The sequence below is a fragment of the Aquamicrobium sp. NLF2-7 genome, assembly GCF_022359935.1.
In the GTDB taxonomy this organism is placed as follows: Bacteria; Pseudomonadota; Alphaproteobacteria; order Rhizobiales; family Rhizobiaceae; genus Mesorhizobium; species Mesorhizobium lusatiense.
Genome location: NZ_JAKSED010000002.1, coordinates 261,961 through 281,311, shown reverse-complemented (window position 1 = coordinate 281,311; position 19,351 = coordinate 261,961). Strand labels below are relative to the sequence as shown.

Annotated in this window: 17 protein-coding genes; 14 read left to right on the top strand and 3 right to left on the bottom strand. The window is 61.5% G+C overall.

What is annotated here, in order from left to right:
* Nucleotides 1-44: 44 nt before the first annotated feature.
* The gene (locus MIC97_RS18160; protein WP_239801390.1) at nucleotides 45-731 is read right to left on the bottom strand and encodes a response regulator transcription factor; all 687 of its coding nucleotides are present in this window, start codon (nucleotides 729-731) and stop codon (nucleotides 45-47) included.
* Between the two features lie 319 nt (nucleotides 732-1,050).
* Here MIC97_RS18160 and MIC97_RS18155 point away from each other — a divergent pair, with 319 nt between their 5' ends.
* From MIC97_RS18155 to MIC97_RS18120, 8 genes are all read left to right on the top strand, one after another.
* Nucleotides 1,051-2,763 (top strand): APC family permease, encoded by a 1,713-nt coding sequence (locus MIC97_RS18155; RefSeq protein WP_239801389.1) that lies wholly within the window; start codon nucleotides 1,051-1,053, stop codon nucleotides 2,761-2,763.
* A gap of 299 nt (nucleotides 2,764-3,062) precedes the next feature.
* Complete coding sequence (gene folD, locus MIC97_RS18150) at nucleotides 3,063-3,962, top strand: bifunctional methylenetetrahydrofolate dehydrogenase/methenyltetrahydrofolate cyclohydrolase FolD (protein WP_183832450.1); 900 nt, start codon at nucleotides 3,063-3,065, stop codon at nucleotides 3,960-3,962.
* 56 nt (nucleotides 3,963-4,018) lie between these two features.
* The gene (locus MIC97_RS18145; protein ID WP_239799323.1) at nucleotides 4,019-5,698 is read left to right on the top strand and encodes a formate--tetrahydrofolate ligase; all 1,680 of its coding nucleotides are present in this window, start codon (nucleotides 4,019-4,021) and stop codon (nucleotides 5,696-5,698) included.
* A 176-nt stretch (nucleotides 5,699-5,874) separates the two neighbouring features.
* On the top strand, nucleotides 5,875-7,008 hold the full coding sequence (locus tag MIC97_RS18140; RefSeq protein WP_239801388.1) for an aminomethyltransferase family protein: 1,134 nt from the start codon (nucleotides 5,875-5,877) through the stop codon (nucleotides 7,006-7,008).
* Nucleotides 7,009-7,030: 22 nt separating this feature from the next.
* On the top strand, nucleotides 7,031-7,621 hold the full coding sequence (locus tag MIC97_RS18135) for a dimethylamine monooxygenase subunit DmmA family protein (RefSeq protein ID WP_239801387.1): 591 nt from the start codon (nucleotides 7,031-7,033) through the stop codon (nucleotides 7,619-7,621).
* Nucleotides 7,618-8,583: a PDR/VanB family oxidoreductase gene (locus MIC97_RS18130; protein ID WP_239801386.1), complete on the top strand. Its 966-nt coding sequence runs from the start codon at nucleotides 7,618-7,620 to the stop codon at nucleotides 8,581-8,583. Before MIC97_RS18135 ends, MIC97_RS18130 begins: the two co-directional genes overlap by 4 nt.
* A gap of 24 nt (nucleotides 8,584-8,607) precedes the next feature.
* A complete protein-coding gene (locus MIC97_RS18125; RefSeq protein ID WP_239801385.1) occupies nucleotides 8,608-9,648 on the top strand; it encodes a DUF3445 domain-containing protein in 1,041 nt (346 codons plus the stop codon).
* Nucleotides 9,649-9,759: 111 nt separating this feature from the next.
* Nucleotides 9,760-10,164: a group II truncated hemoglobin gene (locus tag MIC97_RS18120; protein ID WP_239801384.1), complete on the top strand. Its 405-nt coding sequence runs from the start codon at nucleotides 9,760-9,762 to the stop codon at nucleotides 10,162-10,164.
* A 64-nt stretch (nucleotides 10,165-10,228) separates the two neighbouring features.
* On the opposite strand, the gene MIC97_RS18115 is transcribed toward MIC97_RS18120, so the two are convergent.
* Nucleotides 10,229-11,143: a LysR family transcriptional regulator gene (locus MIC97_RS18115; protein ID WP_239801383.1), complete on the bottom strand. Its 915-nt coding sequence runs from the start codon at nucleotides 11,141-11,143 to the stop codon at nucleotides 10,229-10,231.
* 115 nt (nucleotides 11,144-11,258) lie between these two features.
* Between MIC97_RS18115 and MIC97_RS18110 the strand changes: the two genes are divergently transcribed.
* From MIC97_RS18110 to MIC97_RS18095, 4 genes are read left to right on the top strand one after another with little or no spacing between them, the layout of a single operon-like run.
* Nucleotides 11,259-12,497, top strand: coding sequence for an acyl-CoA dehydrogenase family protein (locus MIC97_RS18110; RefSeq protein ID WP_239801484.1), 1,239 nt, complete (start codon nucleotides 11,259-11,261; stop codon nucleotides 12,495-12,497).
* A 2-nt stretch (nucleotides 12,498-12,499) separates the two neighbouring features.
* Nucleotides 12,500-13,606 (top strand): phosphotransferase family protein, encoded by a 1,107-nt coding sequence (locus MIC97_RS18105; protein ID WP_239801382.1) that lies wholly within the window; start codon nucleotides 12,500-12,502, stop codon nucleotides 13,604-13,606.
* Nucleotides 13,603-14,307 carry a histidine phosphatase family protein gene (locus MIC97_RS18100; protein WP_239801381.1) on the top strand — a complete coding sequence of 235 codons (705 nt, stop codon included), beginning with the start codon at nucleotides 13,603-13,605 and terminating at the stop codon, nucleotides 14,305-14,307. Before MIC97_RS18105 ends, MIC97_RS18100 begins: the two co-directional genes overlap by 4 nt.
* A 21-nt stretch (nucleotides 14,308-14,328) precedes the next feature.
* Nucleotides 14,329-15,099: an SDR family oxidoreductase gene (locus tag MIC97_RS18095; RefSeq protein ID WP_239801380.1), complete on the top strand. Its 771-nt coding sequence runs from the start codon at nucleotides 14,329-14,331 to the stop codon at nucleotides 15,097-15,099.
* 139 nt (nucleotides 15,100-15,238) lie between these two features.
* Here the strand turns inward: MIC97_RS18095 and MIC97_RS18090 are convergent, their stop codons facing one another.
* Entirely contained in the window at nucleotides 15,239-16,429 is a 1,191-nt protein-coding gene (locus MIC97_RS18090) for an acyl-CoA dehydrogenase (protein ID WP_239801379.1), read from the bottom strand.
* Between the two features lie 110 nt (nucleotides 16,430-16,539).
* Here MIC97_RS18090 and MIC97_RS18085 point away from each other — a divergent pair, with 110 nt between their 5' ends.
* A complete protein-coding gene (locus tag MIC97_RS18085) occupies nucleotides 16,540-17,451 on the top strand; it encodes a LysR family transcriptional regulator (RefSeq protein WP_239801378.1) in 912 nt (303 codons plus the stop codon).
* Nucleotides 17,452-17,672: 221 nt separating this feature from the next.
* Nucleotides 17,673-19,322 carry an ABC transporter substrate-binding protein gene (locus MIC97_RS18080; RefSeq protein ID WP_239801377.1) on the top strand — a complete coding sequence of 550 codons (1,650 nt, stop codon included), beginning with the start codon at nucleotides 17,673-17,675 and terminating at the stop codon, nucleotides 19,320-19,322.
* Nucleotides 19,323-19,351: the final 29 nt, after the last annotated feature.

Sequence of the window (19,351 nt, the reverse complement as noted above, 5' to 3'; positions counted from 1 at the left end):
AGCGGGCTTTTTTTAGGGGCTACCTTAGAGTGAATCTGCACGGCTCAGGCTGAGGGGCCGTTGCTCCTCTCGCTTGCGTAAAGCGCGACAGCCATGGCCCGATTGCGCACCTCCAGCTTGCTGTAGAGATTCTTGAGGTGGTATTTGACCGTGTTCTCCGAAATACCTGTCCGCGCGGCGATCTGGATGTTGCTCCATCCATCCGCCAGCACGGACAGAAGCTCATGCTCGCGTGTCGTCAGGCGTGACAGCGGCGTGTCGTTGATCCTGGTGACATCGATATAGGGGATGCAGATCCGGCCATGCGCTACGGCAATCAGCGTGTCGAACAGGATTGCGGGATCGTCGAACTGATAGCAGAAACCCTGAGCGCCCAGCCTTACGCATTTCTTGAGAATGGACAGGTCATGGTCGTTTGAAAAGATGACCACGCGGGCATCGATGCCACGCTGGCGGATCTGGGTGAGCAGCGTTCCGCCATCCATATCCGCCAGCTTCCAGCCGAGCACTGCCAGATCGAAACCGGGGCCGGGCTGCGCGCAGGCTTCGAGAAAGGCCTTGCCGGTGGTGACGTTCTCGCCCAGATCGAAACGCCCGTCCCGCGCGATCATGTCGGCCAGCGCCGATACGACTAGAGGGTTGCGTTCGGCAACCAGAACCCGGAATTTGCGTGGTGCGGTTGCACTGGCCCCGGTGTCGCCGGGCTCACGACTTATGATGTCGAGGCTCATATGCGCTTCCTCCCCAGGCTTCGCGATATGCCTTGGCGGGGTCGCTCCGAAAATTGCGCGACCTCGCATTCGTAATTCATAACATGAATTCTTTTTTCATTTTAGTACATTTTCAAATGTTGGCCGGGCTTGTCAATTCCACAAAATCACCCATGACCTGCCCCTGCGTCATAAAGTCCTTGACGACGGCGGGATTCCCGGCAATCTTTCACTACAAAGAAAATAATAAAACTGAGCGGAAACTCGACCTGCCGTTTTTCACGATGGCGGAAATGCCGCCGGCTGTGTCGCCCGTTCAATAACGAAGGGGATCTTCTCAATGACAGTATTAGCTCAATCCGGGCCCGTGGAGGCGGGTCAGCTTCACCGGACAATCGACTGGCGCGGAGCGTTCTGGGTCGCCAGCGGCGTGCCTGCCCTCGTGCTTTTCTCCATCGGTGGCATTTCCGGCACGGTCGGCACGCCGGCCTTCGTCATCTGGATGGTGTCGGTGTCCTTTGGTCTCATTCAGGCCTGCACCTATGCCGAGATCGCGGGTCTTTTCCCCAGCAAGTCGGGCGGCGCTTCGGTCTATGGCGCGACGGCATGGCTGCGCTACTCCAAATTCATCGCGCCTCTGTCGGTGTGGTGCAACTGGCTGGCGTGGACGCCGGTGCTGTCACTGGGCTGCTCGATCGCGGCTGCCTACATCCTCAACGTTCTGGCACCGATCCCATCTTTCACGGAAACCTCGCCACAGGTTCTGGCATGGCTTGCAGAGCCGGCCAATGCGGGCGCGACGGCCGCCGAGGCCATTGCGGCGCTGACGTCTGCAGCCACGCCGGCAATCCGCGACTGGACGATCTACAGCGGCTCTCTGGGGCCGGTGCAGTTTTCCATGAATGCCGTGTTCGTCATCGGCGTCATCCTCATGCTGGTGACTTTCGCGATCCAGCATCGCGGCATTCTCAGCACGGCCAATGTCCAGAAGTTCATCGGCCTCGCCGTCATCGTTCCCATGCTGATCGTCGGCATCGTGCCGATCCTCACCGGGCAGATCAACTGGGACAACTACACGCCCTTCGTGCCGCTGGCCGAGGCCTATTCGCCTGAACCCGGCGCGTGGAACATCGCCGGCTGGACGCTTGTGTTCGGCGGCATGTTCATTGCTGCCTGGTCGGCCTATGCGTTCGAAACATCGATCTGCTTCACCAGCGAGTTCAAGAACCCCGGCCGGGACACGGTGCGGGCCATCCTCTATTCGGGCCTGCTGTGCCTGCTGCTCTACACGCTGGTGCCCTTTACCTTTCAGGGCGTGCTCGGGCTGGAGGGTATGCTGTCGCCGTCGATAGCTGATGGTTCGGGCGTCGGGCAGGCGATGGCGCAGATGGTGGGCGGTTCAGGCTTCGTCACCACGATCATGATCATGCTGATGATCCTGGCGCTGATGCTGGCCATCAACACGGCGATGGCCGGTTCTTCGCGCACCCTCTATCAGGGGGCGGTGGATGGCTGGCTGCCGCGCTACCTCTCCCACGTCAACGAGCATGGCGCGCCGACGCGGGCGATGTGGACAGACCTGATCTTCAATCTCGGCATTCTGGCCATCGCCTGCGCGGATGCCGAAAGCTTCTTCTTCATCCTCGCCGTGTCGAACTGCGGCTACATCATCTTCAACTTCCTCAACCTGAATGCCGGCTGGATTCACCGCATCGACAATGGCCATATCAGGCGCCCATGGCGCGCGCCGACCATCCTCATCGCCGTCGGGTGCCTGCTTTCCTACGTCAACGCCATGTTCATGGGCGCGGGCGCGAAAGTCTGGAATCCGTGGGCGCTATGGGCAGGGCTGATCGCCGCGGCGCTCATCATCCCTGTGTTCTGCTACCGGCACTACATTCAGGACGGCGGGCGATTCCCGACCCATATGCTGGATGATCTCGGTATCACCCAGGAAGACCTGAAGGTGCGCAAGGCGGGCATTCTTCCCTATCTCACGCTCGCTGCCGGCCTCGCCGTGGTTCTCGTCGCCAACTGGATCTTCGTCATCTGATCCGATGCTTCCGCATGCGCACAGAAGCCGGCCTCGTGCCGGCTTCTTCTTGTGCTGAAGGGGTTGGGCGGCTTGTCTGTCCTCGCCTTCCCGTCCGCGATGGCTTGTGGGGATGCGAAAAAGACATCAGGGCTTAATATTCTTTATATGAAATTTTCTTGCTTTGTAGTTGACGGCCGCTTGAAGCCGCTGTTATGGTTCCGGAACATAATCAATTAGTTCCGGAGCCGACAAGGGCGCTGCCCCATGTCGGTAAACAGGACAAGAGCCAACAGAGCTCAAAGGGGAAAGTGCAGAATATGACCACCGTCATAGATGGTAAGCTTGTGGCCGAAGACGTTGTCGCGACGGTCCAGAAAGCGGCGGAACTTCTCAGGGCTGAAGCGGGCGTGACACCGGGGCTGGCGGTGGTGATTGTCGGCGAGGACCCCGCCAGTCAGGTCTATGTCGCCTCCAAATCCCGCAAGGCGAAGGATTGCGGATTTCACTCCGTGCAGCACACGCTGCCTGCCGAAACCTCGCAGGCCGATCTTCTGGCGCTGATCGCCGGCCTGAATGCGGATCCGGAGATTCACGGCATTCTGGTTCAGCTTCCCCTGCCCGAACAGATCGATTCCGGCGCCGTCATTCAGGCGATCGCGCCGGAAAAGGACGTTGACGGCTTTACCTATGTGAATGTCGGCAAGCTGGGCGCCGGTGCTGCGGAAACCGCTTTCGTGCCCTGTACGCCGGCCGGTTCCATGGTGCTTATCGAGCGGGTTCGCGGCCGGGATCTTTCCGGTCTGAATGCCGTGGTCGTCGGCCGCTCCAACATTGTCGGCAAGCCGATGGCAAACCTTTTGCTTGCCGCGAACTGCACCGTCACGGTCGCCCATTCCCGCACCCATGATCTTCCGGCCCTGTGCCGCACTGCCGACATTCTCGTCGCCGCCGTCGGCCGGCCCGAGATGATCAGGGGCGACTGGGTCAAGGAAGGCGCCACTGTGATCGATGTCGGCATCAACCGCATTCCTGCACCTGAAAAAGGCGAAGGTAAGCAGCGGCTTGTGGGCGATGTTGCCTACGCGGAAGCGGAACGCCGTGCCGGGGCGATCACGCCTGTGCCCGGCGGCGTCGGTCCGATGACGATCGCCATGCTCATGGCCAACACGCTGGTTTCCGCCTGCCGCGCGGCCGGGCGCACGCCGCCCCGTTTCTAGACTTTCTGTTACCTGCATCGACCTGCTCAGACCCAGATATGACAATCGAGGAAAAAATGGCCGAAGTTAAAAGCGACATTGAGATTGCGCGTGGAGCGTCGAAGAAGCCGATCCAGGAGGTTGGTGCGAAGATCGGGATACCGTCTGACGATCTTCTTCCCTATGGGCACGACAAGGCGAAGGTCTCGGCTTCGTTCATCAAGTCGGTGCAGGATAAGGAGAACGGCAGGCTGATCCTGGTGACGGCGATCAACCCGACGCCGGCCGGCGAAGGCAAGACCACGACCACGGTGGGTCTGGGCGACGGGCTCAATCGCATCGGCAAGAAGGCGGTGGTGTGCATCCGCGAGGCATCGCTGGGTCCGAACTTCGGCATGAAGGGCGGGGCCGCCGGCGGCGGCTATGCGCAGGTCGTGCCGATGGACGACATGAACCTGCACTTCACCGGCGACTTCCACGCCATCACCTCGGCCCACAACCTTCTGTCGGCGCTGATCGACAACCACATCTACTGGGGCAACGAGCTTGCCATCGACACCCGCCGCGTCGCCTGGCGGCGCGTCATGGACATGAACGACCGGGCGCTGCGCCAGATCGTGGTGTCGCTGGGGGGCGTGGCCAACGGCTATCCGCGCGAGGCCGGCTTCGACATCACCGTGGCCTCGGAAGTCATGGCCATCCTGTGCCTGGCGCGCGACCTGAAGGATCTGGAACAGCGGCTGGGCGACATCATCATCGCCTACCGCCGCGACAAGACCCCGGTCTTCGCCCGTGACCTCAAGGCGCACCGGCCGATGGCGGTGCTGCTCAAGGATGCCATCCAGCCCAATCTGGTGCAGACGCTGGAGAACAACCCCGCCTTCGTGCATGGCGGCCCCTTCGCCAACATCGCCCATGGCTGCAACTCGGTGATGGCGACCTCCACCGCACTGAAGCTCGCCGACTATGTGGTGACGGAAGCCGGCTTCGGCGCCGATCTCGGCGCAGAGAAGTTCTTCGACATCAAGTGCCGCAAGGCCGGCCTGAAGCCGGCGGCCGCCGTGATCGTGGCCACGGTGCGGGCGCTGAAGATGAATGGCGGGGTGAAGAAGGAAGACCTCGGCGCGGAGAATGTCGAGGCGGTAAAGAAGGGCTGCGCCAATCTCGGCCGCCACATCGAGAACGTGAAGCAGTTCGGGGTGCCGGCGGTGGTGGGCATCAACCATTTCCATTCCGACACCGAGGCCGAGATCCAGGCAGTGAAGGATTATGTCGCCTCGATGGGCGAGGAGGCGATCCTGTGCCGGCACTGGGCACAGGGCTCGGCCGGCATCGAGGAGCTGGCGCACAAGGTGGTTCAGCTTGCTGAATCGGGCGCGGCGCAGTTCGCGCCGCTCTATCCCGACGAGCTTGGGCTGTTCGACAAGATCGACACCATCGTCAAGCGCATCTATCGCGGCTCGGAGGCGACCGCCGACAAGAGCGTGCGCGACCAGCTGAAGCAGTGGGAGGCGCAGGGCTACGGCCATCTGCCGGTGTGCATGGCCAAGACGCAGTATTCGTTCTCGACCGATCCGAACCTGCGCGGGGCGCCGACGGGCCACAGCGTTCCGGTGCGCGAGGTTCGCCTCTCGGCCGGCGCCGGCTTCGTCGTGGCCATCTGCGGCGAGATCATGACCATGCCCGGCCTCCCCTCAAAGCCATCATCCGAAAACATCTATCTCAACGATAATGGCGATATCGAAGGGCTCAGCTGAGAGCAGGCAAGCAGGAAGTGGCACGGAGGATTCGCCTGCCAGTAAAATAAATTGAATAAGAGTATTGCATCGTCAGAGCAATGTGGTTCAATGCTCGGAAGCGGCGGAGACCGCTGCCGAGGGACTGCCGGACAGTCGGGAAAACCCGCAACGGCATCAGAATGTGGAGGAATCGAATGACGGCATCTTGGCGCTTTTCTACTGTGGCCGACCGGCACCGGGCTCTCGGCTCGCAGCTTGAGGACTGGAGCGGCATGGGCACCGCCTGGAGCTATGACGGCGACCCTGATGCGGAATATACGGCAATCCGCACCAGGGCCGGCATCATGGACGTATCCGGCCTCAAGAAGGTGCATATCACCGGTGCCCACGCTGCTCATGTGATTGACCTCGCCACCACGAGAAACGTCGAGAAGATCCAGCCGGGCCGGTCCGTCTATGCCTGTATGCTCAACGATGCCGGCAAGTTCACCGACGACTGCGTGATCTACCGTCTGGCGCCGAATTCCTGGATGGTGGTGCATGGCGCGGGAACGGGCCATGAGGAGCTGACGCGCGCCTCCATCGGTCGTGACGTGTCCGTGCGCTTCGACGACAATCTCCACAATCTTTCATTGCAGGGGCCCATCGCGGTCGACTATCTGGCCAAGCACGTTCCGGGCATCCGCGACCTCAATTACTTCCATCATACGCAGACGCAGCTGTTCGGTTTCCCGGTCATGATCTCGCGTACCGGCTATACCGGCGAACGCGGTTATGAAATCTTCTGCCGCGGGCAGGATGCACCCGCGATCTGGGATCGCATCGTGGAGGAAGGCAAGGAAATGGGGATCATCCCCTGTCGCTTCACCACGCTCGACATGCTGCGCGTGGAAAGCTACCTGCTCTTCTATCCCTACGACAATTCGCAGAAATATCCTTTCGAGAACGAAGGCCCCGGCGATACGCTGTGGGAACTGGGCCTCGACTTCACCGTCAGCCCCGGCAAGACCGGCTTCCGCGGTGCGGAGGAGCATTATCGGCTGAAGGGCAAGGAGCGCTTCAAGATCTTCGGGCTTGAGGTCGCCAGCGACAAGGCGGCGGACGAAGGGGCGGAAATCTACCGCAACGGCAAGAAGGTCGGTGTCGTCACCTGCGCCATGTATTCGCCGCTGGTGAAGAAATCCATGGCGATCGCGCGCCTCGATGTGGACTGCGCCGTTGCCGGGACCGATCTTGAGGTTCACAATGCTTCCGGCACAGTGAAGGCGCAGGCTCAGCCCCTGCCGTTCGATGATCCGAAGAAGCTGAAGCGGACCGCGAAGGGATAGGACGTTGGACAGCGTACCGGTCATGACTCTTCTCAGTCGCCCGGTCTACGGAAAACTTTCAGCGCAGGCCGGAACACATCATCTCTTCATTGCGGACGCCGAAGGTGCGTCCGCGATCCTCGACATGGCGAAGCAGGCGAGCCCGGATTTTTTCGCCTCCGCCGAAATCATGTACATACCCGGCGCCGCCGGAGACAAATATGTGGCCGGCCTGGAGGTACTGGTTCCGGGCCGTCTCTATCGCGGGCCGTCTGTCGCGGCGGCCACGCAGCGCCTTCGGCACATCTTAGAAAATGCCCATATGGGCCTGCGGCTCTACCTGACTGGGACTGAAAGCCTGATCGGGCAGGTCAGCCGGATTGCAGCCGAGGCCGGGATCGAGCACAGCTCGATCCAGACGGAGTTGCGCGGCTCCATGGCGCGCCGCGTGCAATGCGTTCATTGCAAGGGCATCACCGAGAACGTGACCACCCAGCCGGTCAGATGCTCTCACTGTGACCTGCTCCTGCTCGTGCGCGATCACTATTCACGACGCCTCGCCGCCTTTCAGGGCGTGTGCATCAATGCGGAGGACCCGAGCGAGATCCCACCGGCAGAGGAGGTGTTCCGTTGAAAGCAGGTGCCAACAGAATAGAAGCCGTGGTGACGGATATCGTCACCGTCAACGAACTGGTGAAGCGCTTCCATTTCCGGCGGACCGATGGCGGCCTTCTGCCGACATTTTCCGGCGGAGCCCATATCGTCGTCGAAATGCGGGACGAGGAGCGTACCCGGCTGAACCCCTACTCGCTGATGAGTTCGCCGCTCGACACACGCGACTACACGATCAGCGTGCGGCGTGATGATGCCGGGCGCGGAGGTTCGCTGTTCATGCACAGCCGGGTCGAACCCGGCCAGCGCATGGTCATCAGCAGTCCTGTTAACCTGTTCTCGCTTGATCTGCGGGCGCGCAAGCATCTCATGATCGCCGGCGGCATCGGCATCACGCCGTTTCTGGCCCAGACGGCGCAGCTTGCGGCCGAAGGCGGGAATTTCGAGCTGCACTATTGTTTCCGCAACGACGGGGTCGGCAGCTATGCCGATTTCCTGCGCCAACGCTATGACCGGAAGGTGAACCTCTACCGCAGCGATCTGCAGGAAACCTTCGAGCTGGAGCGGGTTCTGGCCACCCAGCCGCTGGGCACGCATCTTTATGTGTGCGGACCGGAAGGGATGATCGACTGGGTGCGAGCCACGGCAGCGGGGCTGGGATGGCCCGGGGAGACGGTGCATTACGAGCATTTCGCTGCACCCCAGCCCGGCAAGCCGTTCGATGTCACGCTGGCGCTCAGCGGCATCGACATTCGCGTCGGTGAGCACGAAAGCCTGCTGGAAGCGATCGAGGCTGCCGGCATCGATCCACCTTATCTGTGCCGGGGCGGTGTCTGCGGCCAGTGCGAGACCAATGTGATTTCGCATGACGGCAAGTTCCTGCACAACGATCACTGGCTGAGCGAGGAAGACCGCCGCTCGGGCTGCAAGATCATGCCGTGCGTGTCACGTTTCGAAGGCAGGTCGCTCGTTCTCGAACGGTAGGCGACATACCCGCAGGAGGAGACCATGGGTATTAACTTCAGACAGGAAACCTTTCGCAACGATTTTTCTTTCAAGAACAGCCCTGAACAAATCAGGCGTTTTCCGTTCCCCTTCCACGAGGACGGTTACATGTATTCGGTCAATATCGAGCCACATGTGCCGGGCCCGAAAAACACGGTGTTCGAGCATCTCTTCGATGTCGACGAACACTACATTTCCGAGATGCGGGACCGTGCCATGGTGCTGGCGGAAGATCCGCTGCGCTGTCAGTCCCTGCCCCACATGACCCTCGCCGGATGGGACACGCTCGAACTACTCATGACCGAGAAGGCAAAGAGCTATCCCGATCTCTTCTCGCTGACCCGGGATGGCGACAAGTGGCACTGGATCAACCGGCCCCTCGGCATCGATGACCGCTTTACCTTCGGCGATACCTCCACCCTGCCCTACGGTCCGCTGGAATACATAACGCGGCAGAGCCAGGGTGACTTTGCCGTGCTCGACCAGCGTGACGGCAATCTGTGGATGGATGCCGGCATGGTGACGACGCAGGCCGACTGGTCGCTCGATTTCGACATTGGCATGAATTTCTTCGAATGGCATGCGCCGGTTCCGCTTGCGCATGAAATGGGCGTCTTCAACCGGGCGCTGAAATTCCTGATGGCCATCCAGCAGGGCCAGCCCGCGCGCCGCTTCAACTGGACGATGACCATCAATCCGCGGCTCGATACCAGCCCGGAGAACTATCACAAATGGGGCACCGACCGCACCACCGTCACGCCGGAGAATGTCGGGCACAAGGTCCATCTGCGCGTCGAGGTGCAGATGTTCTTCCGCCTGCCGCGCTCCAATGCGCTCCTGTTCCCGATCCGCTGCTATCTCATTAAGATGGAGGAGCTGGTCAGCTCGCCAAAATGGGCGCGCCGTTTCCACCGCGTGCTGCGCGACCTGCCGGACGAGCTGGCTGAATACAAGGGCCTCGTGCGCTATCGCCCGACGACCGTGGAATGGCTGTCGAAATATGACGACGGGCAGCCGACCTCTCCGGGTTTCGGTCCCGACTGACAGCTACGGCGAGCGGAACACCGCTGGCGGGATCGCAACGCATCCCGGCACATGATCTGTGCCGGGATGATGCCTGATGTCCCGCCTGCAGCGCCGAAAGGAGTTGCATCGATGCACGACGCGACAGCGAAACTGCACACGCTCTACAGGGAGCTTGGCGAGGAAGAGGGTGTGCGGGCCCTCGTGGAAACCTTCTACGACATCATCGAGCAGGACGAGGACGCCCGGGAACTGCACCTTCTGCATCTGAGGGGACACGGGGTGTCCCACTCCCGCGAAGAGCAGTTCAACTATCTTTCCGGTTTCTTCGGCGGGCCGAGCCGCTATGTGCAGAAGCACGGTCATTCGCGCCTGAAGGAAATTCACGAGCATGTGCCGATCGACCCTGACATGCGCGACCTGTGGCTGCGCTGCATGGAGCGGGCAATCGACAAGGTGGGGATCGGCAGCGCGCTGAAAGCCCGGCTCATGATCCATTTCGAACGCGCCGCAGAGACGTCGCGAAACATGGACTGATTGTTTTGCAGGCAGGCAGGCGGTTCGGGGCTCACATAGCCGAACGATGCTTGTCGGCGCGGTTTCAGTCGAAGCCCGCTTCAGGGCCCGCTGCGATTTCGGAAATCAGGTTTCGCAGCCAGCGGTTCGCGGGGTCGGGATCGGCATTTTCATGCCAGTACAGATAGACCGCGACCGGCGGCACCGCGACCGGAAACGGCACGATGCGGGTTGGCAGGCCGCGATTGACGATCCGCGCATAGCGCTCTGGCATGGTCAGCAACAGGTCCGTTTCGGCGACCAGCATCGAAGCCGCGAAATATTGCTGGCAGCGCAGGGCTATCCGGCGCTGGTGACCGATGCGGGCGAGCTCGACATCCTCAAGGCTCATGCCCCGCCGCCGTGACGACACCACGATGTGCTCCTGCCCGAGATAGGCGCGCAGATCGGGTTCCGCCGCCAGAACGGGATGATCCCTGCGGCCCACCACGACCAGACTGTCATGGATGATGGCGGTGCGATGGACCCTGTCGGAAACGCGCGCCAGCATCTCGACCGCCAGATCCAGCTCGCCCTTGGCAAGGCTCGTCTCCAGATCGCTGCGATCCACCCGCACCGAGGAAATGCTGACACCCGGCGCTTCGCTGGCGATCCTGCGCATCAGCGGTTGCAACAGGTGCGCCTCCAGAACGTCGCGGCAGCCGATGGTGAAGGTGCGCTGCGTTGCAGCCGGATCGAAGGACCGAGCCGCCTGCACGCTTCCGCTCAGTGTCCGTACGGACTGGCGGATGGGCGCGATGACGGATTGGGTCAGCGCCGTCGGCACCATTGTGTTGCCCTGCCTGATGAAAAGCGGGTCATCGAAGGTCAGCCGGAGCCGGCGCAGGGCATGGCTGATCGCCGGCTGGGTGAGGTTCAGACGCGCGGCGGCCCTGGTGATGCTGCCCTCCGAATAGATGGCTTCGAGGATGACGAACAGGTTGAGATCGAGGCGATTCATATGCACCAAATTCATGAAAGCGGATGAAGAACTATCATTTGATTTATTGACTCACGTTGACGCACAGTTTGCAAGGCTGGTTCTGGCCCAGCGTATCGTGGAGGGTGAGCGCGTCATGGATTTTGGTTTTTCCGACAAGGCGAAAGGCTATATCGAGCGCCTGACAGCGTTCATGGACAGGCATGTGCTGCCTTCCGAGGGCGAATATTATCGCACTCTCACGACCGGCGCGCAGCCATGGAATGTTCCGCCGGTCATGCAGGATCTGAAGGATCGGGCGAAGGCGGAGGGTCTGTGGAACCTGTTCATGCCGGAACCCGAATATGGGCCGGGTCTTTCCAATGCCGAATATGCGCCGCTGGCTGAAATCACCGGCCGTGTCCCGTTCGCGCCGGAGATTTTCAACTGCAATGCGCCCGACACCGGCAATATGGAGGTGCTGGCCAAATACGGGTCGCCGATGCAGAAGGAGCGCTGGCTGAAGCCGCTTCTCGACGGTTCGATCCGTTCCGCCTTCTGCATGACGGAGCCGGATGTCGCCTCTTCCGACGCCACCAACATGGAGGCGACGGCGATCGTGAAGGGCGACCGCATCGTGCTCAACGGCCGCAAATGGTGGAGCACCGGCATTGGCCATCCGGACTGCCGCATTCTGATCTTCATGGGCCTGACCGATCCGGAAGCGCCGCGCCATGCGCGGCACTCGATGGTTCTGGTGCCGGTTGACACGCAAGGCGTCGAGATTGGCCGCATGCTGCCGGTTTTCGGTACGCTCGACGAGCCATATGGCCACGGCGAAGTCAGCTTCACCGATGTCGAGGTGCCGCTGGAAAACGTCATCGCCGGCCCCGGCAAGGGGTTCGAGATCGCGCAGGGCCGGCTTGGGCCGGGGCGCATCCACCATTGCATGCGCGCCATCGGGGCTGCCGAACATGCGCTTGAGCTGCTGTGCAGGCGGGCGCTGACACGCACCGCCTTCGGCAAGCCATTGTCGTCTCTGGGCGGCAATGTCGATGTCATCGCCAACGCCCGCATCGCCATCGAGCAGGCGCGCCTGCTTACCCTCAAGGCCGCCTGGCTCATGGATACAGTCGGCGTAAAAGGCGCGATGAGCGAGATCTCGCAGATCAAGGTCGTGGCCCCTGCCGTGGCGCAATCCGTGGTCGATGCCGCGATCCAGATCCATGGCGCGGCCGGCGTGTGCGACGACTACGGCCTGACCGGCCTGTTCGCCTATGCCCGTGCGCTGCGCATTGCCGACGGACCCGACGAGGTGCACCGCGCGTTGATCGCCAGGCTCGAACTCAGGGCGCAGGCTGCTGCCGCCGGCATCGAAATCGGCAAAGGGCGCTAACGATGAGCGATGCTTCACAAAAAGCCAGCGATGCGCTGCTCGACAAGGCGGGGCGCGTGCGTGAAGGCGAGGAACTGGACGTCGCCCGCATCGACGCCTTTCTCAAAGGCACTGCGGCTGGTGCAGCGCTGAGTGGCGAACCGCTGGTCAAACAGTTTGCCGGTGGTGCGTCCAACCTGACCTATCTGCTGAGCTATCCGGAGCGCGACCTGATCCTGCGCCGCCCCCCTTTCGGGCACAAGGCCAAGAGCGCGCATGACATGATGCGCGAGGCGCGCGTCATGCAGGCGCTGCGTCCGGTCTACCCTTATGTGCCGGAAGTGCTGGCGATCTGTGACGATCATGATGTGATGGGCTGCGATTTCTTCGTGATGGAGCGCATCCGCGGCATCATTCCCCGGCAGGACCTGCCGGCCGGCCTGTCGCTTTCCCCGGATGAGACGCGCCGCCTTTGCCTTTCGGTGGTGGATCGCCTGATCGAGTTGCACAGCATCGATCCGTCAGCTTCCGGGCTGGAAAGCCTCGGACGCGGCGAAGGTTATGTCCGGCGCCAGATCGAGGGCTGGAGCGATCGCTATCGCAAGGTGCGCACGCCGGATTCTGCGGATTTTGAAACGGTGATGCAATGGCTGGCCGCCAATATGCCGGCGGGCGAGACGGCTATCCGTGTCGTGCACAATGATTTCCGTTTCGACAATGTCGTGCTCGATCAGAAAGAACCCTCGAAAGTCATCGGCGTGCTGGACTGGGAGATGGCGACGCTCGGTGATCCGCTGATGGACCTCGGCAACAGCCTTGCCTACTGGGTGCAGGCGGATGACGATCCCACCTTTCTGGCGCTGCGCCGCCAGCCAACGCATCTGCCGGGCATGCTGACGCGCGCCGAGGTGATCGTTTATTATAGCGAGCGCACGGGACTTCGTGCGCAGGACATGCGTTTCTACCTCGTCTATGGCCTGTTCCGGCTCGCCGTGATCGTCCAGCAGATCTATTATCGCTATGCGCAGGGACAGACGAAGAACGAGCAGTTCGCCGGATTCGGCAAGGTTGCCCGCTATCTGGAAAAGCGCTGTCTCGCCGCTTTGGCGGCTGACGGGCATGCCGGATGAACGCTGGCCGCGTCATTCTCGTGCGGCACGGACAGGCGAGCTTCGGGTCGAAGAATTACGACCGGCTCTCCCCGGTCGGGGTTCGCCAGTCGCAGCTTCTGGGCCAATGGTGGGCACGGTATGGGCAGCCACCGGGCACGGTGGTCTGCGGTACCCTCGAGCGTCACCGTGAAACGGCGCGTGCCTGTCTGGAGGCATGGGGGCTCGCCAGCCTGCCGTTGCAGGAGGATGCGGCGCTCAATGAGTTCGATCATCATGACGTGCTCACCCGTTATGCGCCCAATCTCGCAGATCCGGAGGAACTGGCAAATCTGCTGGCCGGCAGGGTGGACGCGCACAGGGTTTTCCAGAGACTGTTCGCGGATGCCGTAACGGCATGGATCAATGACGAACAGGCAGGCCTCTACAAGGAAAGCTGGCAGGCTTTCAATGCGCGGTGCGCCGATGTTCTGACCCGGATCGCAAACCGTTGCGATGCGGATGGTTCGGTGATCGTGTTCACCTCCGGCGGGCCGATCGGTTCGGCCCTCCAGTCTGCGCTCTCCATACCAGACAGCAAGGTTCTCGATGTCTACTGGGCCATTCGCAATGCGAGCATTACCACACTGGAGAGCCGCCGCGGGCGTCTGACGGCGTCCGCCTTCAATGTCGTTTCACATCTGGAAGCGGTCAACGACGCTTCCCTCATCACCTATCGCTGAGCGCAAGCAGGGAGGACTGGCATGGCACAGAACAACACATTCGATCTCGACGGAAAAATTGCGCTGGTAACGGGCGCCAGCCGCGGCATCGGTGCTGCCGCTGCCGGCATCCTTGCGGCGCATGGCGCGCATGTCATCCTTTCAAGCCGCAAGGAAGGGGCCTGCGAGGAAGTGGCCGAAGCGATCCGGGCCAAGGGTGGCAAGGCAAGCGCCCTCGCCTGCCACATCGGCGAGATGGACGACATCACGGCAGCCTTCGAGGCGATCGAAAAAGCGCATGGCCGCCTCGACATCCTCATCAACAACGCCGCGACCAATCCCTATTTCGGGCCGATCGTCGACACCGATTTGCGGGCCTTCCAGAAGACGGTGGACGTCAATATTCGCGGCTATTTCTTCATGTGTGCGCTGGGCGCAAAGCTGATGGCGAAGAATGGCGGCGGCTCCATCATCAACGTCGCCTCGGTCAACGGGGCGATTCCGGCCGCCATGCAGGGGATCTACTCAATCACCAAGGCCGCGGTTTTGTCGATGACCAGGGCTTTCGCCAAGGAGTGCGCGCCGCAGGGCGTGCGCGTCAACGCCATATTGCCGGGAGCGACCGATACGAAGTTCGCCGCCGCTCTCGTCCAGAACCCGGCCATACTCAAGATGGCCCTTCAGCATATTCCGATGAACCGGGTTGCCCAGCCGGAAGAGATCGTCGGCGCGATCCTCTATCTGGCCTCTCCCGCTGCCAGCTACACCACTGGCGCGGAAATCAATGTCGACGGAGGCTATCTGACGGTTTGACGGCACTTTGGAATATAGCGGGTGACGGCCGGGGAGTTTGCGTCCGTCGTCACCTGCACAGCATGAGCTGATCTAAAAAACACCGGCGGCGGATTCGGGAGTGAAACTCCGAATGCGCCGCCGGTTTTTGCTGTTCGGCTCAGAAGAAAGCCTGAAGGCCGGTCTGCGCGCGCCCGAGGATGAGCGCGTGAACGTCATGCGCGCCCTCATAGGTGTTGACCGTCTCAAGGTTCTGCGCGTGGCGCATCACGTGGTAGCCGATCTGGATGCCGTTGCCGCCATGCATGTCGCGTGCGAGACGGGCGATGTCGAGCGCCTTGCCGCAGTTGTTGCGTTTGACGATGGAGATCATCTCCGGCGCGAAGCGGTGCTCGTCCATCAGCCTGCCCACCCGCAGCGAAGCCTGAAGGCCGAGCGCGATCTCGGTCTGCATGTCGGCGAGCTTCTTCTGATAGAGCTGCATGCCGGCCAGCGGCTTGCCGAACTGCTTGCGGTCGAGCCCGTACTGGCGCGCCCGGTGCCAGCAATCTTCCGCCGCACCCATCGCGCCCCAGGAGATGCCGTAACGCGCCCGGTTGAGGCAGCCGAACGGACCCTTCAGGCCGGACACATTGGGCAGCAATGCGTCGTCGCCGACTTCCACGCCTTCCATGACGATCTCGCCGGTGATCGAGGCGCGCAGCGAAAGCTTGCCGCCGATCTTCGGTGCTGAAAGGCCCTTCAGCCCCTTGTCCAGAACGAAGCCGCGGATGACGTCCTTGCCGTCGTCGCCCTTCACCTTGGCCCACACCACGAACACATCGGCGATCGGCGCGTTCGAGATCCACATCTTGGAACCGGAAATGCGCCAGCCGCCGTCGATCTTCTCGGCGCGTGTCTTCATGCCGCCGGGATCGGAACCGGCATCCGGCTCAGTCAGGCCGAAGCAGCCGATCCATTCGCCCGAAGCCAGCTTCGGCAGGTATTTTTTGCGCTGCTCTTCGGAGCCATAGGCGTCGATCGGGAACATGACCAGCGATGACTGCACGCTCATCATCGAGCGGTAGCCGGAATCGATACGCTCGACCTCGCGTGCGATCAGGCCGTAGGTGACGTAGTTGGCGCCGAGCCCGCCATATTCCTCCGGCACGGTGACGCCGAGCAGGCCCGCCTCGCCCATCTCGCGGAAGATCGCGGGATCGGTGGTTTCGTCCATATAGGCTGCCTCGATGCGCGGGGCGAGCTTGTCGGCGGCGAAGGCCGCCGCCCCGTCGCGCACCAGACGCTCCTCTTCCGTCAGCTGATCTTCAAGAAGAAACGGATCGTCCCAGACGAAGGCCGACTTGCTCATATGCACTCCCGATTTTTGCATGGATTCGATTGTGCCGGAGACATTCGCTTTGGGGGCGCAAGGATGCAAGCCATATTTACTCAAGCTCCTTTGAGTTCTATGCAAAGCAGATGAGCAATCTGCAGCGCCGCCTCATCCCCTCGACCGCTTCGCTGACAGCGTTCGATGCGGTGGCGCGGCTGGGCAGTTTTTCGGCCGCCGCCGAGGCGCTGAACCTGACGCCCGGCGCCATCAGCCGCCAGATCAGTGCGCTGGAAAGCCAGCTTGGCGCGGTGCTTTTCGTCCGCAACAACAAGGGCGTGTCGCTGACCTCTGGTGGTGAGCGCTACGCAAAGGGCGTTGCCGAAATCATCGAGCGCCTGCGTGTGCTCTCGCTGGAGGTGATGGCACACACGCCGTCCAGCGCGCTCAGGCTGGCGATCCCGCCTACATTCGGCACAAGGTGGCTGCTGCCGCGGATTCCGGACTACGTGAAAAGCCATCCGGAAATGACGCTCAGCTTCTCCACCCGCATCGGCCGCTTCGATTTCGACAAGGAACAACTCGACGCCGCCATTCATGTGGGCACGGGCGACTGGCCGGGATGCGATTGCCAGCTTCTGCTGAAGGAAGAAGTCGTTCCGGTCTGCAGTCCCGACTTCCTGAAGCGCAACCAGATCAGGGATCCGGCCAGCCTGTTGCAGGTGCCGCTTCTGGAAATGGCGTCGCGGCCGCATGCGTGGAAATTGTGGTTTTTACATTTTGGCATAGCCGACGATTACCGCGAAGGCATGCGGTTCGAGCAGTTCATGAATGTCTCGCAGGCTTGCCGGGCGGGGCTCGGCGTGGCGCTGATGCCGGCCTTTCTCATCGCCAGCGAGCTTTCGGGCGGTCAGCTCGTCAAGGCGCTGGATCTTCCGGTGGAAAGCGCCAGCGCCTATTACTTCGTCTCGCCTTACGATAAGGCTGCTGAGCCCGGTGTGCAGGCGTTTCGTGCATGGCTTACAGGGCAGATTTCCCTCTTTCTGAAACAGGCAAGATAGACCTTCGTCGAAGTTCAGCGCTCGTCCTGATGCTGGAAGAACAGATATTGGCTGCCTGTTTTGTTCTTCTCCCCCTTGGTCAACAGAAACGGCTGTCATGGGGTATTGTCTTTGCCAGTGATTACATGATTGAATTTGGAAAATCGCGTCCGATACATTCTGGCTGATGTCATTCTGTAGCGGCTTTCGAAGCAAAAGCGTGTCATGAAGGGGAAAATCATATGGCCATGGCAAGATTGAATATGCGCTTCCGCCCGCTGCTTGCAGGCGCGGCTCTCTCGCTGCTGCTCGTTTCCGGCGGTGCCGCTCCTGCGTTCGCGGCTACACCTGCCGACACGCTGGTCCAGGCATGGGCGTTCGATGACACCATCACGCTCGATCCGGCCGAATCTTTCGAGCTGAGCCCGGCCGAATTCATCGGCAACACCTATGACATGCTGGTGCGTCTCGATATCGACGACACCACCAAGGTGAAGCCCGGCATCGCCGAGAGCTGGGAAATTTCCGATGACGGCCTCACCTACACCTTCAAGCTGAAGCCGGGCATCAAGTTTGCCTCCGGCAATCCGATCACCGCCGAGGATGTGGCATGGTCATTCGAGCGTGTGGTGAAGCTCGACAAGAGCCCGGCCTTCATCTTGACCCAGTTCGGTCTGACGGCTGACAATGTCGGTGAAACGGCCAAGGCCGTCGACGACACCACGTTCGTCTTCACCGTCGACAAGCCCTACGCACCGAGCTTCGTGCTCAACTGCCTGACCGCGACGGTGGGTGCAGTGCTCGACAAGAAGCTGGTGATGGAGCACGCCGAGGCAAAGACGCCGAGCGACGATTACAAATACGACACCGATTTCGGCTATGGCTGGCTGAAGACCAATTATGCCGGCTCCGGTCCCTTCAAGATCCGCGACTGGCGCGCCAACGAGATCGTCGTTCTGGAGCGCAATGACAATTACTATGGCGAGAAGCCGGCGCTGAACCGCGTCATCTACCGCCATGTCAAGGAAAGCGCCACGCAGCGGCTCATGCTTGAAGCCGGCGACGTGGATGTCGCCCGCAACCTTGAGCCCGGCGATTACGATGCCGTTCAGAAAAACGCCGACCTGACCACGACGGACGCGCCGAAGGGCACGGTCTACTACATCAGCCTCAATCAGAAGAACGAGGCGCTGGCCAAGCCGGAAGTGCGCGAGGCGTTCAAGTACCTCGTCGATTACGACGCCATCGGCGCCACGCTGATCAAGGGCATCGGCGAGATCCACCAGACCTATCAGGTCAAGGGCGTGCTCGGCGCACTCGATTCCAACCCCTACAAGCTCGACGTCGCCAAGGCGAAGGAGCTGCTGGAGAAAGCGGGTCTGAAGGACGGGCTCTCCGTCACCTTCGACGTGCGCAACACCCAGCCGGTGACGGGTATCGCCGAATCCTTCCAGCAGACGGCAGCGCAGGCGGGCGTGAAGATCGAGATCATTCCCGGCGACGGCAAGCAGACGCTGACCAAGTACCGTGCCCGCAACCATGATCTCTATATCGGTCAGTGGGGCATGGATTACTGGGATCCGAACACCAATGCCGATGCCTTCACCTCGAACCCCGACAACAGCGACGATGCAGCGGTGAAGTCGCTTGCGTGGCGCAATGCGTGGGACATTCCGGAACTGACCGAACAGGTCAAGGCGGCCCTTCTGGAGCGCGACAACGACAAGCGTGCCGAACTCTATCAAAAGCTGCAGCAGGAGGCGCTGGATTCGAGCCCGTTCGTCATGATCTACCAGCAGATCGAGGTCGCGGGCGTGCGCGGCAACGTGAAGGGCTACAGGCTCGGGCCGAGCTTCGATTCCAATCCGCTCGCCCCGGTCAGCAAGGACTGATCCGGCAGGACCGATCGGGTGAGCACAGC

What these genes read in the sequence shown, in the direction of transcription:
- MIC97_RS18155 (WP_239801389.1), top strand. Translation starts at nt 1,051, where the DNA reads ATGACAGTATTAGCTCAATCCGGGCCCGTGGAGGCGGGTCAGCTTCAC.
- MIC97_RS18105 (WP_239801382.1), top strand. Translation starts at nt 12,500, where the DNA reads ATGAGCGATGCTTCACAAAAAGCCAGCGATGCGCTGCTCGACAAGGCG.
- MIC97_RS18080 (WP_239801377.1), top strand. Translation starts at nt 17,673, where the DNA reads ATGGCCATGGCAAGATTGAATATGCGCTTCCGCCCGCTGCTTGCAGGC.
- MIC97_RS18135 (WP_239801387.1), top strand. Translation starts at nt 7,031, where the DNA reads ATGACTCTTCTCAGTCGCCCGGTCTACGGAAAACTTTCAGCGCAGGCC.
- MIC97_RS18120 (WP_239801384.1), top strand. Translation starts at nt 9,760, where the DNA reads ATGCACGACGCGACAGCGAAACTGCACACGCTCTACAGGGAGCTTGGC.
- MIC97_RS18160 (WP_239801390.1), bottom strand. Translation starts at nt 731, where the DNA reads ATGAGCCTCGACATCATAAGTCGTGAGCCCGGCGACACCGGGGCCAGT.
- MIC97_RS18095 (WP_239801380.1), top strand. Translation starts at nt 14,329, where the DNA reads ATGGCACAGAACAACACATTCGATCTCGACGGAAAAATTGCGCTGGTA.
- MIC97_RS18115 (WP_239801383.1), bottom strand. Translation starts at nt 11,143, where the DNA reads ATGAATCGCCTCGATCTCAACCTGTTCGTCATCCTCGAAGCCATCTAT.
- MIC97_RS18100 (WP_239801381.1), top strand. Translation starts at nt 13,603, where the DNA reads ATGAACGCTGGCCGCGTCATTCTCGTGCGGCACGGACAGGCGAGCTTC.
- MIC97_RS18125 (WP_239801385.1), top strand. Translation starts at nt 8,608, where the DNA reads ATGGGTATTAACTTCAGACAGGAAACCTTTCGCAACGATTTTTCTTTC.
- folD (WP_183832450.1), top strand. Translation starts at nt 3,063, where the DNA reads ATGACCACCGTCATAGATGGTAAGCTTGTGGCCGAAGACGTTGTCGCG.
- MIC97_RS18140 (WP_239801388.1), top strand. Translation starts at nt 5,875, where the DNA reads ATGACGGCATCTTGGCGCTTTTCTACTGTGGCCGACCGGCACCGGGCT.
- MIC97_RS18090 (WP_239801379.1), bottom strand. Translation starts at nt 16,429, where the DNA reads ATGAGCAAGTCGGCCTTCGTCTGGGACGATCCGTTTCTTCTTGAAGAT.
- MIC97_RS18110 (WP_239801484.1), top strand. Translation starts at nt 11,259, where the DNA reads ATGGATTTTGGTTTTTCCGACAAGGCGAAAGGCTATATCGAGCGCCTG.
- MIC97_RS18145 (WP_239799323.1), top strand. Translation starts at nt 4,019, where the DNA reads ATGGCCGAAGTTAAAAGCGACATTGAGATTGCGCGTGGAGCGTCGAAG.
- MIC97_RS18085 (WP_239801378.1), top strand. Translation starts at nt 16,540, where the DNA reads ATGAGCAATCTGCAGCGCCGCCTCATCCCCTCGACCGCTTCGCTGACA.